Origin of the sequence: Sporosarcina sp. ACRSL, from assembly GCF_022346605.1 — a bacterium.
Classification (GTDB): domain Bacteria; phylum Bacillota; class Bacilli; order Bacillales_A; family Planococcaceae; genus Sporosarcina.
Genome location: NZ_JAKRNT010000010.1, coordinates 1 through 15,205, shown reverse-complemented (window position 1 = coordinate 15,205; position 15,205 = coordinate 1). Strand labels below are relative to the sequence as shown.

Annotated in this window: 17 protein-coding genes and 1 riboswitch; of the genes, 16 read left to right on the top strand and 1 reads right to left on the bottom strand. The window is 45.3% G+C overall.

The genetic code is table 11. The features are described 5' to 3' along the window. Positions 1 to 27: 27 nt before the first annotated feature. The 16 genes from MHZ92_RS15075 (at position 28) to sufB (ending at position 14,901) form a co-directional block, all read left to right on the top strand. Positions 28 to 1,203, top strand: a complete 1,176-nt coding sequence (locus MHZ92_RS15075; protein WP_239432550.1) for an acetyl-CoA C-acetyltransferase — start codon at positions 28 to 30, stop codon at positions 1,201 to 1,203. A gap of 134 nt (positions 1,204 to 1,337) precedes the next feature. Further along, complete coding sequence (locus MHZ92_RS15070; protein WP_239432549.1) at positions 1,338 to 1,478, top strand: hypothetical protein; 141 nt, start codon at positions 1,338 to 1,340, stop codon at positions 1,476 to 1,478. Between the two features lie 136 nt (positions 1,479 to 1,614). Next, a complete protein-coding gene (locus tag MHZ92_RS15065) occupies positions 1,615 to 3,402 on the top strand; it encodes an acyl-CoA dehydrogenase family protein (protein ID WP_239432548.1) in 1,788 nt (595 codons plus the stop codon). Positions 3,403 to 3,634: 232 nt separating this feature from the next. Then, positions 3,635 to 3,994 carry an arsenate reductase family protein gene (locus MHZ92_RS15060; protein WP_239432547.1) on the top strand — a complete coding sequence of 120 codons (360 nt, stop codon included), beginning with the start codon at positions 3,635 to 3,637 and terminating at the stop codon, positions 3,992 to 3,994. Positions 3,995 to 4,079: 85 nt separating this feature from the next. Next, positions 4,080 to 4,463 (top strand): glycine cleavage system protein GcvH, encoded by a 384-nt coding sequence (gene gcvH, locus MHZ92_RS15055; RefSeq protein WP_239432546.1) that lies wholly within the window; start codon positions 4,080 to 4,082, stop codon positions 4,461 to 4,463. A 67-nt stretch (positions 4,464 to 4,530) separates the two neighbouring features. Next, complete coding sequence (locus MHZ92_RS15050) at positions 4,531 to 4,872, top strand: toprim domain-containing protein (protein ID WP_239432545.1); 342 nt, start codon at positions 4,531 to 4,533, stop codon at positions 4,870 to 4,872. 12 nt (positions 4,873 to 4,884) lie between these two features. Then, positions 4,885 to 5,193 (top strand): thioredoxin family protein, encoded by a 309-nt coding sequence (locus tag MHZ92_RS15045; protein ID WP_370644757.1) that lies wholly within the window; start codon positions 4,885 to 4,887, stop codon positions 5,191 to 5,193. A 55-nt stretch (positions 5,194 to 5,248) separates the two neighbouring features. Next, positions 5,249 to 5,353: riboswitch (SAM riboswitch) on the top strand. Between the two features lie 97 nt (positions 5,354 to 5,450). Then, positions 5,451 to 6,464 (top strand): methionine ABC transporter ATP-binding protein, encoded by a 1,014-nt coding sequence (locus MHZ92_RS15040; RefSeq protein WP_239432544.1) that lies wholly within the window; start codon positions 5,451 to 5,453, stop codon positions 6,462 to 6,464. Next, complete coding sequence (locus tag MHZ92_RS15035; RefSeq protein ID WP_239432543.1) at positions 6,457 to 7,125, top strand: methionine ABC transporter permease; 669 nt, start codon at positions 6,457 to 6,459, stop codon at positions 7,123 to 7,125. The genes MHZ92_RS15040 and MHZ92_RS15035 overlap by 8 nt, the downstream gene beginning before the upstream one ends. Before the next feature lie 65 nt (positions 7,126 to 7,190). Continuing rightward, the gene (locus MHZ92_RS15030) at positions 7,191 to 8,039 is read left to right on the top strand and encodes a MetQ/NlpA family ABC transporter substrate-binding protein (RefSeq protein ID WP_239432542.1); all 849 of its coding nucleotides are present in this window, start codon (positions 7,191 to 7,193) and stop codon (positions 8,037 to 8,039) included. Between the two features lie 145 nt (positions 8,040 to 8,184). Then, complete coding sequence (locus tag MHZ92_RS15025; RefSeq protein ID WP_239432541.1) at positions 8,185 to 9,384, top strand: dicarboxylate/amino acid:cation symporter; 1,200 nt, start codon at positions 8,185 to 8,187, stop codon at positions 9,382 to 9,384. A gap of 274 nt (positions 9,385 to 9,658) precedes the next feature. Next, on the top strand, positions 9,659 to 10,438 hold the full coding sequence (sufC, locus tag MHZ92_RS15020; RefSeq protein WP_239432540.1) for a Fe-S cluster assembly ATPase SufC: 780 nt from the start codon (positions 9,659 to 9,661) through the stop codon (positions 10,436 to 10,438). 18 nt (positions 10,439 to 10,456) lie between these two features. After that, entirely contained in the window at positions 10,457 to 11,761 is a 1,305-nt protein-coding gene (gene sufD / locus MHZ92_RS15015; protein WP_239432539.1) for a Fe-S cluster assembly protein SufD, read from the top strand. Further along, entirely contained in the window at positions 11,761 to 12,981 is a 1,221-nt protein-coding gene (locus MHZ92_RS15010) for a cysteine desulfurase (protein ID WP_239432538.1), read from the top strand. Before sufD ends, MHZ92_RS15010 begins: the two co-directional genes overlap by 1 nt. Further along, a complete protein-coding gene (sufU, locus tag MHZ92_RS15005) occupies positions 12,981 to 13,421 on the top strand; it encodes a Fe-S cluster assembly sulfur transfer protein SufU (RefSeq protein WP_239432537.1) in 441 nt (146 codons plus the stop codon). Before MHZ92_RS15010 ends, sufU begins: the two co-directional genes overlap by 1 nt. A gap of 82 nt (positions 13,422 to 13,503) precedes the next feature. Next, positions 13,504 to 14,901: a Fe-S cluster assembly protein SufB gene (gene sufB, locus MHZ92_RS15000; protein ID WP_239432536.1), complete on the top strand. Its 1,398-nt coding sequence runs from the start codon at positions 13,504 to 13,506 to the stop codon at positions 14,899 to 14,901. Positions 14,902 to 14,983: 82 nt separating this feature from the next. On the opposite strand, the gene MHZ92_RS14995 is transcribed toward sufB, so the two are convergent. Then, positions 14,984 to 15,127 (bottom strand): hypothetical protein, encoded by a 144-nt coding sequence (locus MHZ92_RS14995; protein ID WP_239432535.1) that lies wholly within the window; start codon positions 15,125 to 15,127, stop codon positions 14,984 to 14,986. Positions 15,128 to 15,205 lie beyond the last annotated feature (78 nt).

Genomic DNA, 15,205 nt, shown 5'->3' with positions numbered 1-15,205 from the left:
GCATATTTTGCAAAAGGAGGAAGCGGAATGCGTGAAGCAGTAATTGTAGCAGGTGCAAGGACGCCGGTCGGAAAAGCGGGCCGAGGAAGTCTGGCAACTGTACGCCCGGATGATCTGGGTGCTTTAACTATTAAAGAAACGTTGAAACGTGCAAACGGATATGATGGACCGATAGATGACTTAATCATAGGATGTGCGATGCCAGAAGCGGAGCAAGGCATGAACGTTGCACGAAATATCGGGGCACTTGCGGGATTGCCCGACACAACACCAGCCATCACGATCAACCGATTTTGTTCATCAGGTCTTCAATCGATCGCTTATGCGGCTGAGCGCATCATGCTCGGTCATGCCGAAGCGGTAATCGCTGGCGGCGTCGAGTCAATGAGTATGGTGCCGATGATGGGGAATACGATCAGACCGAACTTCAAATTGGCTGAAACGGCTCCCCAATACTATATGGGAATGGGCCATACCGCTGAGCAAGTAGCAATGAAATACGGCGTCAGCCGGGAAGACCAAGACGCATTTGCAGTACGTTCCCATGAAAAAGCAGCTGCGGCAATTGCGGAAGGGAAATTTGTGGACGAAATCGTTCCAGTCGAAGTTGTGAAGCGATTTGTGGATGAAACCGGCAAGTATCAAGAAAAGACAGTCCTCTTTGAAATGGATGAAGGCGTTCGCCACGGCACTTCAATGGAAATATTGGCAAAACTACGCCCAGCTTTCTCAGTGAAAGGCTCCGTCACTGCAGGAAATGCGTCCCAAACATCCGACGGCGCAGCATCCGTTCTCGTCATGGATCGTGAAATCGCGGAAGGCCAAGGCTTGAAGCCGATTGCGAAATTCCGTTCATTCGCAGTAGGCGGCGTACCGCCGGAAGTAATGGGAATCGGACCGATCGAAGCCGTTCCGAAAGCATTGAAACTAGCGGGCCTTTCCATCGATGACATTGATCTTTGGGAGCTCAATGAAGCATTCGCCTCCCAATCATTGCAAGTCATCCGCCACTTAGGTCTAGACATAGATAAAGTAAACGTCAACGGCGGCGCAATCGCATTAGGCCACCCGCTCGGCGCAACAGGCTCCGTCCTGACACTAAAATTACTGAACGAATTAAAACGCCAAGGCAAACAATTCGGCGTCGTCACCATGTGCATAGGCGGCGGAATGGGCGCAGCTGGTGTGTTTGAAATGTTGTAAGAAATGCTTTATGAGCAATTAGGGGCTATTATGCGCGTCTACGAAGATTTATGAGCATATCTCGAGGATTATGCGTCTTTGAAACAACTTATGCGTAGTTCCGGAGAGTTATGCGCAATTGGAACCGTTTATGCGTGTTTGCAGCGAAATATGAGTTTTTGAAGCTGACATTGAGGATTGAAGCGGAGGGCGGCGACTCCTGCGAACGCCGTTACGAAGAACGGCGTTTGCGAGTAAAAGCGAAGCGTTACGAGCAGGATGTGGCTGCGGAATGAGGCTGCCTTAATTTCTGCGAAAAGCGCAGAAATACGGCAAATCGAACCCTTCGCTGTTCGATTGGAAAGCGTCCGCCCGTAGTGAAAATCCGTTATAAAGGAAAATCTATTAGTTAATTTCAAGGGAGGAATTATAATGGGAGAAACAACAACAAAGGATTTCATTCGCGGAGGCGCATTCCTCATCGAGGATATTGACGCATCCCGTGTATTTACACCGGAAGACTTTTCAAACGAACAAAAAATGATTGCGAAAACGACAGAGGACTATGTGAAAAACGAAGTCCTGCCAGTCGTTGAAAAATTGGAAAACCACGAATTCGAACACTCTGTCAAACTATTAAAATCAGCAGGGGACCTTGGCCTTCTCGGCGCAGACGTACCCGAAGAATACGACGGCCTCGGCCTCGATAAGATTTCATCCGCATTGATTGCAGAAAAAATGTCAGTTGCCGGTGGCTTCTCCATTACACACGGAGCACACGTCGGAATCGGGACATTGCCAATCGTCCTCTTCGGAAACGAAGAACAAAAGAAAAAGTACTTGCCGAACTCCGTATCAGGCGAAAAAATTTCTGCGTATGCATTGACAGAACCAGGCTCCGGATCCGACGCACTCGGTGCCAAAACTACTGCGAAGTTGAATGAAGCAGGAACTCACTATGTGTTAAACGGTGAAAAGCAATGGATCACGAACGCAGGATTCGCAGATGTATTCGTCGTCTATGCAAAAGTGGATGGCGATAAATTCACAGCATTCATCGTTGAAAGGGATTTCCCTGGCGTCTCTGTCGGAGCGGAAGAGAAGAAGATGGGTATTAAATCGTCTTCCACTCGTACATTGATTCTCGAAGATGCTCAAGTCCCAGTTGAAAACCTATTAGGTGAGATCGGCAGAGGCCATATTATTGCCTTTAACATTCTGAACATCGGTCGCTATAAATTAGGGGTCGGCACAATAGGCGGTTCCAAACGCACGCTTGAATTGGCGATTACGTATGCAAATCAGCGCCAGCAATTCAAAACGCCGATTTCTTCCTTCAACTTGACGAAAGAAAAGCTTGCGACAATGGCTTCGAAACTCTATGCAACGGAAAGTCTAATCTATCGGACAGTAGGCTATTTCGAAGAACGCAACAGCCAAATGACACCTGAACAGCAAAAAGACGGTAAAGCGGTGGCAGCTTCCATTGCGGAATACGCGATTGAGTGCTCGATCAATAAAGTCGTAGGTTCCGAAGTTCTTGACTACATCGCTGATGAAGCAGTTCAATTGCACGGTGGCTACGGATTCATGCAGGAGTACGAAGTGGAGCGCATTTACCGTGACTCCCGCATTAACCGTATTTTCGAAGGAACAAACGAAATTAACCGTTTGATCGTACCAGGCACATTCTTGAAAAAAGCGATGAAAGGTGAACTTCCTTTGCTTGAGAAGGCGCAAGGCCTTCAGGAAGAGCTTCTCATGATGATGCCAGAAGAAATCGGTGACGAAGCGCTTGCACAAGAAAAAGTGCTTGTCAAAAATGCGAAGAAAATCGGCTTGCTTGTAGCAGGTATGGCCGCTCAGCGATTCGGCACGAAGCTGGAGTCCGAGCAGGAAGTGCTTGTAAACATCGCTGATATCGCTAATAACATTTTTGCCATGGAGTCAGCTGTTCTTCGGACGGAAAAAGCGATTGCGAAAAACGGGGAAGAGAAAGAGCAACAAAAGATTCTATATACAGAAATCTTCTGCCAGGAGGCGTTCGAAGCGATCGAAAAAGATGCGAAAGAGACACTCCTAGCATCCGTCGAAGGGGATAACCAACGAATGATGCTTTCTGCACTACGCAAACTAACACGTTCGAATCCATATAACATCATCGCGAAAAAACGCGAAGCTTCGCAAAAATTGATTGAAGCAGAAAAATACGTTGTCTAATTAAAATTTCAGGGAAAAACCGATAAATAGTGATTTCCTTCAGCCTGATTGAAAACGCTTGTCAGCCTAGGCGCGAAGTGGAGCGAAGACGCGAATAGAACTTAAGTTCATGAGCGGACGAGCGACACAAGCAACAACGGATGCGAGCGTTTGTCAACAGGCTGAGCCGTCCGGGATATTTTTATCTTGGACGGCTTCTCTGTTATACTTGGGTAAATGGAGGTGTTGCAACTTGGCAATCGCTTATTACGGTTATCCGAAATGCGGGACTTGCAGGAAAGCAAAAAAATGGTTGGAAAACAAAGGCTTGGAATTTGAGGACAATAACATTGTTGAGCATCCACCGACAAAAGAGGAGCTCCAACAAATGATTGAAAAATCAGGGCTTGATATTAAAAAGTTCTTCAATGTAAGCGGAATGAAATATCGCGAATTGAACTTGAAGGACAAACTACCTGACATGACGGATGAAGAAAAAATTGAATTGCTTGCTACAGATGGCATGCTCATAAAAAGACCGATTGTGACAGACGGCTCAAAAGTGACAGTAGGCTTCAAGGAAGAGCAGTTTGAAGAAGTATGGGGTGCCTAATATCATCCTTGTCTTTGGTCTTGAATTATGTCAAAATTGAAGTGAAATCAATAAAATATGTATTCTTAACTGGAGGGTTTATGGGATGAGCACACCTAAAGACTTGCGTTATTCTGAAGAACATGAGTGGGTAAAGGACGAAAGTGGAAAGTATCGTATTGGAATTACGGAATTTGCACAATCTGAACTTGGCGATATCGTTTTCGTTGAACTTCCACAAGTTGGAGATGAAGTGAAAGTAAACGAGCCATTCGGAAGTGTTGAATCAGTTAAAACTGTTTCTGAATTATACGCTCCGATTAGCGGTAAAGTAGTCGAAGTGAACGAGGAATTGGAAGACAGCCCTGAATTGGTGAATGAATCTCCATATGAAGGTGCTTGGATGATCGTTGTAGAAGCATCAGACGAATCAGAACTTGATGCTCTTATGTCAGCTGAAGACTACGACAAAATGACTGTCGGCGAGTAATACTTTGTTCGTGGCGCCTGGATAATCGACTCCGGCGCTTTTTTCAATGAATCAAGGAGGCTTCGTTATGGAATGTCGCAAAGTCCTCATTGTCGAAGGTGGATCAGACCGAAAACGGGTGCAGAAGGTGCTTGCAGAACCGGTTGAGGTCATTTGCACGAATGGGACAATCAGTCCGTATCACATCGAAGAGATGCTTATGCCGTATGAGGAATGCGAGATTTTCGTTTTTCTCGATGCCGATAAATCCGGGGAGAAGATCCGGGCTTTATTCAAAAGGTATTTTCCGGAAGCAATCCACCTTTATACAGAAAGGGCATACCGCCAAGTTGAAACGACTCCTTACCGTGTGCTTGCAGCTATCCTACTATCCGAAAATTTTGAAGTACATCCCGAATTTTTACTTTGAAGGTGATGAATAGTGACCCATATCGAAAACTGGACACGTGATAACTGGGAATCGAGCAAAAACAATTTTCCAAAATCGGTATTTTATTTATATACGCCGTTATGCGGCACTTGTGCAGTTGCTTCTAAAATGATGGACGTCATTGCAGCGATGAAACCCGATCTGCCGATTGGAAAGGCGGATTTGAATTATATGGAAGATCTCGCTGTCGATTATGAAATTGAAAGTGTCCCTTGCCTATTGATACAGAAGGAAGGGGAAGTCGTTCATAAAATCTATGCCTTCCAATCCATTCCGTATCTTCTTGAGAAAATAGGTTGACAGTCATTCGTGACCATGATATAAGTATATCTATTAACTTTAACTGAATATGTCGCTCTTATTAAGAGAGGTGGAGGGAAGTGCCCTATGAAGCCCGGCAACCGTCACGAAAGTGAAATGGTGCCAAGTCACACAAAGCGGATGCTTTGAGAGATGAGAGATCGGATTGACGTTTATTTGGATAAAACGTTCTAGCCTTTCTGCTTCTCGGCAGAAAGGCTATTATTTTGGACAGAATAGTTGTAGAGGTGATAAGAATGATCCAATTGAAAGACGTCAAAAAAAGGTTTGGTCGTAGGAACGGTGAAATTCTGGCGGTCAATGGTGTTTCCCTTACAATTGAAGAGGGAGAAATCTTCGGCATCATCGGCTATAGTGGTGCCGGGAAAAGTACATTGATACGCCTATTGAATGGCCTTGAAACTCCAACGACGGGAACAATCACAATAGGAAGCCGTGAAATATCGGCATTTACGGGCAAAGAGTTACGGGAAGCTAGACAAAAGATAAGCATGATTTTTCAACACTTCAACTTGCTCTGGTCCCGAACTGTTAAACAAAATATAGCATTTCCACTTGAAATTGCTGGTGTAAAAAAAGCCGAACGCGAACGGAAAGTGGCGGAACTGATTGAGCTCGTCGGACTGAGTGGAAGAGAAAACGCCTATCCATCCGAGCTTTCCGGAGGTCAAAAGCAACGTGTCGGTATTGCCCGTGCGTTGGCGAACGATCCGGAAGTGCTTCTGTGCGATGAGGCGACTTCCGCACTTGACCCGGAAACGACAGATTCGATCCTAGATCTTTTGACAAGCATTAATGAACGACTCGGGTTGACGATTGTCCTCATTACACATGAAATGCATGTAATCCGAAAGATCTGTCATCGTGTGGCGGTCATGGAAGCCGGTAAGGTTGTGGAAATGGGTCCTGTACTTGACGTATTCCAATCGCCTCAAGAGCCGATTACGAAGCGATTTGTTTCGCAAGTGACGGAACCGGCAGGAACTGAACAAGTACTTGCCCATATTCCGGGCGGCACACTCGTCAAACTCATCTTTGTAGGGGAGCATGCAGAGCATCCTGTATTGGCGAGCTTAATTCGTAAATTCGAAATTGACGTAAGCATCGTCCAAGGGAATATATCCCACACGAAAGGCGGCGCTTATGGCACGCTCATTTTACAGCTAGTCGGTGATGATAGTATTATTCATAAGGCAATCGACTATCTCCATGAACAAGGTGTACAGACGGAGGTGATTGGCAATGAGTGAAACGCTATTTCCACACGTCAAATGGGACAATATGTGGGAGGCGACGATCGAAACGTTGTATATGACGGGGGTTTCCACGATTTACACGTTCATCTTCGGAATCATTCTCGGTGTCATCCTTTTCCTGTCTAGTCCAGGCCAGCTTTGGAAAAATCAATTCATCTACGGAATCACAGGGGCATTCGTAAATATTTTCCGGTCGATCCCTTTCATAATTTTAATCATTTTACTCATCCCATTCACAACTCTTCTCGTGGGGACAATCCGTGGTCCCGAAGCAGCTATTCCGGCTCTTGTCATCGGTGCTGCACCGTTTTATGCTCGCATGGTTATGATCGGCTTACGGGAAATTGACAAAGGTGTCATTGAAGCTGCGAGATCGATGGGGGCAAAAACGAGTACGATCATCTTTAAAGTATTACTGCCCGAATCAATGCCCGCCCTTATTTCGGGTATTACAGTAACGGCTATCGCGCTCGTCGGTTATACTGCGATGGCAGGCGTTATCGGTGCTGGTGGGCTAGGAAACCTCGCTTATTACGAAGGCTTCCAGCGGAGTCGTTCGGATGTAATGATCGTCGCTACTGTTATTATCTTGATTATCGTATTTGCAATACAAATCATTGGCGATTTTGCAGTGAAGAAATTGGACAAACGATAATTCCGTTAATTTACAGGAGATTTCCTGTTAATTATAAAAAACAACTAAGATAGGAGAGAAATATAATGAAGAAGGTTTTATCTGCATTATTACTAACGGTTCTCGTGCTTGCATTGGCAGCATGTGGAACGAAAGATAAAGATGAGGGTACAGGCAACAATGCTACGGGGAATAATGGGGAGCTGACGAAACTCGTAGTTGGTGCTTCCAATACACCGCATGCCGTCATTTTGGAAGAAGTGAAGCCATTGTTGAAGGAAAAAGGTGTCGACTTGGAGATCGAAACATACCAGGACTATATCCTGCCGAACAAGGATTTGGAGTCAGGTCTATTGGATGCGAACTATTTCCAAACCATCCCTTACTTGGAAAGTCAAATGGCTGATTTTGGCTACGATTTTGTCAATGCGGGCGGAATCCATATCGAACCGATGGGTGTTTATTCGAAGAAATATAAATCATTAGATGAATTGCCGGACGGTGCGACGATCCTTATGAGCAACTCGGTTTCGGATCATGGCCGTGTGCTTGAAATGCTTGAAAAAGAAGGATTGATCACACTTGATGAAAGTGTTGATAAAGTGAAAGCGGAACTCTCTGATATTGTGGACAATCCGAAAAACCTAAAATTTGAACCGGATTACGAAGCAGCATTGCTTCCAACTCTTTACAATAATAATGAAGGCGATGCTGTTTTGATCAATTCTAACTATGCGATTGATGCTGGTTTGAACCCGCTTGAAGATTCAATTGCTATCGAAGAAAGTGATTCTCCTTACGTAAACGTTATAGCGGTTCGTTCTGGAGATGAAAACAGCGATGCGATCAAAGCGCTTGTAGAAGTGCTGACATCCGATGAAATTCAAGAATTTATCTTGAAGGAATGGAGCGGCTCAGTCGTTCCTGTAAAATAATAAAAAATACGAACTGCCTGCATCTATTTTGAATGCAGGCAGTTTTTTTTCTTAATTTCTATATTAGTATTCCCATTTATTCTTCTCTGTGGTAAGGTTGGAATGTTATTTTTACAGACATTTGTACATCTGAGGAGGACACATCATGAAGTTTAAATTAGGTCTCATATGGCGAATCATTATCGCCATAGGGTTAGCTGTGGGAATCGGTCTGTTGCTCCCGCAAATACATGAAGGTTTTGCACATGGATTCACCCGGTTGGCTGCGACATTTAATATGCTATTCGGAGGTTTTCTGAACTTCGTTGTACCGTTTATCATCATTGCATTTATCGCACCTGGAATAGCGAAACTCGGGAGTGGTTCGGGAAAGCTGTTAGGATTGGCGACGGGACTTGCTTACGCCTCCACGCTTGCAGCCGGAATTTTGGCTTATGTCGCCGCAACGACACTCTTACCGAATATCATTGGCGGAATCGGTTCTGCTTCTGTTGAAGATGGAGGGAAATCCCCTGCCGAAACGCTTTTTCAACTTGACATGATACCGGTCATGGACGTCATGGCGGCATTGCTTCTAGCTTTCATTTTCGGGATCGGAATGGCCTCCATCAAAAGCAAAACAATGCTTTCATTTTTTGAAGAGCTGCACACGCTCATTGAAAAAGTTATTTCATTCGTCATCATTCCACTGTTGCCATTTCATATTTTCGGCATCTTTCTGAACATGACCTATAGCGGGCAAGTGGCGAAAGTCTTATCCGTCTTCTCACTCGTTTTCATCATGGTCATCGTGTTGCATTTCGTTATGTTGGTCTTGCAATATACGGTAGCAGGGACTTTGTCGAAGAAGAATCCGTTCATGTTGATGAAAACCATGGCCCCTGCATACATGACAGCAATCGGAACACAATCTTCGGCGGCTACGATTCCTGTAACATTACGGCAAGCGAAAAAGACTGGGACATCGGATCGAGTGACCGATTTCACGATTCCGCTCTTTGCAACAATCCACTTATCCGGAAGCACGATCACTTTAGTGTCCTGTTCAATTGGCGTCATGCTCATGAACGACATGCCGATCAGCTTCTCCAGTTATTTGCCGTTCATCCTCATGTTAGGCGTAACAATGATTGCTGCGCCCGGGGTTCCTGGCGGAGCAGTAATGGCTGCAGTCGGTCTTCTAAGTACTATGCTAGGGTTTGACGAGTCAATGGTTGCCTTGATGATTGCACTATATATGGCTCAAGACAGCTTTGGCACAGCCACAAACGTCACCGGAGACGGAGCACTCGCCATGATCGTCGACCGCTTCACTCCAAAAGTAAAAGGCGTAGAAACGAAGTAAATCAAAGGGTAGAAGGTGGAAAGGAACAATTCCCGCCTTCTACTTTTTGTATTTTGTTAAAGCTATATTAATTGATTCTCATTCACAGCAGGATAATTGAAAATGGGTACCCTTGCAAATTATATGATAAAACATTGAAATACTCGTATATTCCCCATAAATTGATAATCATCTCCAATGATTTGCAACAACGTGCCGAATGCGCTAAAATTAGAATGATACTAATTAGAGAATGGATTACCCCGTTCATCTTTATCATATTGGAGGTATTGGAATGGCAACTTTGGAAATCAAAGACCTTCACGTCGAAATTGAAGGTAAAGAAATATTAAAAGGCGTCAACCTAACAATTAATACAGGTGAGATCCATGCGATCATGGGACCTAACGGAACAGGTAAATCGACGCTTGCATCCGCAATTATGGGTCACCCGAAATATGAAGTCACTTCAGGGTCTGTCACGCTTGACGGCGAAGACGTGCTCGAAATGGAAGTGGATGAGCGTGCAAAAGCTGGTCTATTCCTAGCGATGCAATACCCAAGTGAAATCACTGGTGTAACGAACGCTGACTTCATGCGTTCAGCAGTGAACGCGCGCCGTGAAGAAGGCGATGAAATTTCCCTTATGAAATTCATCCGTGAATTGGACAGCAAAATGGAAGTCCTTGAAATGGATCAAGATATGGCAACACGTTATTTGAACGAAGGCTTCTCCGGCGGAGAGAAGAAACGTAACGAAATCCTTCAATTGATGATGTTGAAGCCGAAATTTGCAGTACTTGACGAAATCGACTCAGGACTTGATATCGACGCTTTGAAAATCGTTTCCAAAGGGATCAATGAAATGCGCGGAGATGGTTTCGGATGCTTGATCATCACTCACTACCAACGCCTACTGAACTACATCACTCCTGACTTCGTACACGTAATGATGCAAGGCAGAGTGGTTAAATCAGGTGGAGCGGAGCTTGCGAAACAACTTGAAGAGAGCGGTTATGATTGGATTAAAGAAGAATTAGGAATCGAAGACGAAACAGTTGGACAAGAAGCTTAAGAAAGGGGACGATTCAAAATGACGGTTGAAACAAAAATGGCATTGACCGAACAGGACGTCCGCTCTTTTTCCGCAAATATGAATGAAGCCGATTGGATGGCAGAATTCCGCGCAGATGCGTTAGCGAAAGTGGAACAGCTTCCTATGCCAACACCAGATAAAACAAAAATCGATAAATGGAACTTTGTCGAATTCCCTGCGCATGCAGTGGAAAGCACGACATTTTCAACGCTAGCAGACTTGCCTGCAGAAGCGAAGGAATTGGTCGGCGACGATCAAAAGAACATTTACGTTCAGCATAATAATACACCTGCATTCACTTCCCTTTCAGCTGATCTGAAAGCGAAAGGTGTTATTTTGACTGATATTTTCACTGCAACACGCGAACATTCCGATCTATTGAAAAAGTATTTCATGACGGACGGCGTGAAAGTGGATGAACATAAACTCACTGCGCTTCACGCGGCTCTTTTAAATGGCGGCGTATTCGTATACGTACCAAAAGATGTCGTTGTGGAAGAACCGCTTCAAGTGTTGTTTTTACACGATGATGCACAGGCATCCCTTTTCAATCATGTCATCGTTGTAGCAGATGCGAACAGCTCTGTGACATATGTAGAAAACTACTTGTCAACAGTCGAAGAGGCTGCTGGCCAGGCGAATATCATTGCAGAAGTGTTTGCAAGCGATAATGCGAAAATCGTCTACGGAGCAGTGGACGTCCTAGCCAAAGGATTCACGACGTATGTCAACCGCCGAGGCGTGACTGGAGTGAACGCTCGAATCGAATGGGCGCTTGGCTTGATGAACGACAGCGATACAATTTCGGAAAACATCACTCACCTCGTCGGAAACGGCTCTTCAAGTGATTTGAAGACGGTTGTTGTCGGCCGAGGCGATCAAAAGCAAAACTTCACTTCCGAAATCGTCCATTGGGGACTCGATACAGATGGTTTCATCCTTAAGCATGGAGTTATGAAGGAGTCTGCTTCTTCCATCTTTAACGGTATCGGCAGAATTGCCAAAGGTGCTACGAGATCGAACGCAGTCCAAGAATCCCGAGTATTGATGCTAAGTGAAAAAGCGCGCGGAGATGCAAACCCAATCCTATTGATCGATGAAGATGATGTAACAGCGGGACACGCAGCATCCGTAGGCCGTGTAGATCCGCTTCAATTGTTCTACTTGATGAGCCGTGGGATTTCGAAGAAGGAAGCAGAACGCCTTGTCATCCATGGTTTCCTCGCACCGGTAGTTAGCAAATTGCCGATCGAAGGCGTCAAGAAGCAATTGACGGAGGTTATTGAAAGGAAAGTGCGCTAATGCTCAGCAAAGAGATCCGCAACCATTTCCCGATACTTGACCAGGAGATTAACGGGCACCCGCTCGTTTATTTAGATAGCGCCGCGACTTCCCAAAAGCCGCGGCAAGTCATTGACGCAATTAGTAACTATTACTTGCACGATAACTCGAACGTTCACCGTGGTGTTCATACGTTAGGGAACAGGGCTACGGATCTTTATGAAGGGGCCCGTGAAAAAGTTCGTAAGTTCATTAACGCGAAATCGACGCAGGAAGTCATTTTCACTCGCGGAACGACGACAGCCCTCAATACGGTAGCTCAAAGTTACGGACGCGCAAATATTGGCGAAGGCGATGAAATCGTCATTACCCATATGGAACACCATTCCAACATTATTCCGTGGCAGCAATTGGCGAAGGAAAAAGGTGCAGTCCTGAAGTATATCGTCTTAGAAGAAGATGGCACTGTGTCCCTTGATAAAGTTCGTGAAGCAGTTACCGACCGAACAAAAATCGTCTCGATGATGTATGTATCTAACGTACTCGGTACGATGAATCCGATTAAAGAAGTGACAGAGATTGCTCATGCTCATGGCGCCGTCATGGTCGTCGATGGTGCGCAGGCAGCCCCTCACTTGAAATTAGATGTTCAACACTTGGATTGCGATTTTCTCGCTTTTTCAGGTCATAAAATGTGCGGCCCTACGGGGATTGGTGTCCTTTATGGAAAAAAAGATTTATTGAATGAAATGGAGCCGGTGGAATTCGGTGGCGAAATGATTGATTTCGTCGGTCTGTACGATTCTACGTGGAAAGAGCTTCCGTGGAAATTCGAAGGAGGCACGCCAATCATTGCAGGTGCAATCGGCTTGGCTGCTGCGATTGATTTCTTGGAAGAAATCGGTTTGGATCAAATCGAACGGCATGAACATGAGCTTGCAGGTTATGCTATGGAGAAAATGTCATCGATTGACGGCCTCGCAATTTATGGACCGCGTGATCCTGATAAGCGTGCCGGCATCGTGACATTCAATTTGGACAATGTCCATCCACATGATCTTGCCACGGTACTAGATATGAACGGAATCGCAGTACGGGCAGGTCACCATTGCGCGCAGCCGCTTATGAAATGGCTTGAATGTTCAGCGACAGCCCGTGCAAGCTTCTATGTATACAACACGGAAGAAGAAGTTGACCGACTCGTAGAAGGACTCCGTATCGCAAAGGAGTATTTCCAATAATGCCAACAAATAATTTAGACCAGCTATATCGTTCAGTCATCATGGATCATTACAAGAATCCAAGGAATAAAGGTGTACTGGAAGAAAACAATGTCACAATTGACATGAATAATCCTACGTGCGGGGATGTCATCCATTTAACGCTTAAAGTGGAGGATGGCATTGTACGCGATGCGAAGTTTGAAGGGGAAGGATGTTCAATTTCCATGGCATCGGCCTCGATGATGACGCAGATCGTCAAAAATAAAGACCTGGACACAGCTGTGAAGTATGCCCATCTGTTTTCGGATATGATGCTCGGTAAAGAAATCGATGATTCTGTCGATCTCGGTGATATCGAAGCCCTTTCCGGCGTAGCCAAATTCCCTGCACGCATCAAATGCGCAACACTCGCATGGAAAGCGTTGGAAAAAGGTGTCGGAACAGAATCTATACAATGATCCCGAAAAATTGCCCGCAAGCAAGAATAAATTGCGGGCAATTCGGGCAAGGCAAGACAAATGAAAGAACGGAGGAATAATGATGGCAAAAAAAATGCCTGAAATTGGCGATTACAAATATGGTTTCCATGATAAGGACGTATCTGTTTTCCGTTCGGAACGTGGGTTGACACGTGAAATTGTTGAAGAAATCTCGAAAATGAAAGAAGAGCCACAATGGATGCTAGATTACCGTCTAAAATCCCTTGAAATCTTCTATAGCAAACCAATGCCTCAATGGGGCGGAGATTTGAATTCCCTGAACTTCGATGAAATCACATATTACGTGAAACCTTCCGAAGCGACAGAGCGTTCATGGGACGAAGTGCCGGAAGAAATTAAACGCACATTCGATAAACTAGGGATTCCGGAAGCAGAGCAAAAGTACCTTGCTGGTGTTTCTGCGCAGTACGAATCCGAGGTTGTCTACCACAATATGAAAGAAGAGCTTGAAGACTTAGGAATCGTCTTTAAGGATACTGACTCAGCACTACGTGAAAACGAAGAACTGTTCAAAAAGTATTGGGGAACGGTCATTCCAAACACAGACAACAAGTTCGCAGCGTTGAACTCTGCAGTTTGGTCCGGAGGTTCGTTCATCTACGTACCACCTGGCGTGAAAGTGGAAACTCCACTCCAAGCCTACTTCCGTATCAACTCAGAAAACATGGGACAATTCGAGCGTACATTGATCGTCGTAGACGAAGGCGCAAGCGTCCACTACGTAGAAGGATGTACAGCACCTGTTTACACAACGAACTCTCTTCACAGTGCGGTCGTTGAAATCATCATTAAAAAAGATGCATACTGCCGTTACACAACGATTCAAAACTGGGCAAACAACGTTTATAACCTTGTTACAAAACGTGCAGTTTGTGAAGCAAACGCAACGATGGAATGGATCGACGGCAACATTGGTTCGAAGCTTACGATGAAATACCCTGCATGTATCCTGAAAGGTGAGGGTGCACGTGGTATGACATTGTCCATCGCTTTAGCTGGTAAAGGACAACACCAAGATGCAGGCGCAAAAATGATGCACTTGGCACCAAATACGTCTTCTACAATCGTTTCTAAATCGATTTCCCAACATGGCGGTAAAGTAACATACCGTGGAATTGTCCACTTCGGCCGCCGTGCAGACGGTGCACGTGCGAACATCGAATGTGACACACTCATCATGGATGACTTGTCTACTTCGGATACAATTCCATACAATGAAATTCTGAACGACAACATTTCACTTGAGCACGAAGCAAAAGTTTCCAAAGTATCTGAGGAGCAGCTCTTCTACTTGATGAGCCGTGGTATCCCTGAGCTTGAAGCGACAGAAATGATTGTCATGGGCTTCATCGAGCCATTCACGAAAGAATTGCCAATGGAATACGCAGTCGAAATGAACCGCCTTATCAAGTTCGAGATGGAAGGTTCAATCGGATAATAAAGAAACACATCAAAACCGCCTCATTGCAGGCGGTTTTTTCATATAGAATATCCGAATATAGCAATTCGCCCGAATCGAGTCATCTCGCGCCCGAAGTGAGTTGTCCCGCGCCCGAATCGAGCCATTCCGCGCCCGAAGCGAGCCATCCCACGCTCGAAGTGAGCCATCCCGCGCCCGAAGCGGGTACCGTCAAGAAGTATGTGTAAAGCACAATCGCCGACAACTCAGCGGATTTTACATGGAGTGGCGGACATGTTAGCCTTGGCAGGCAAGGCCAGCATAATTGTTAGCTGGTGCCATG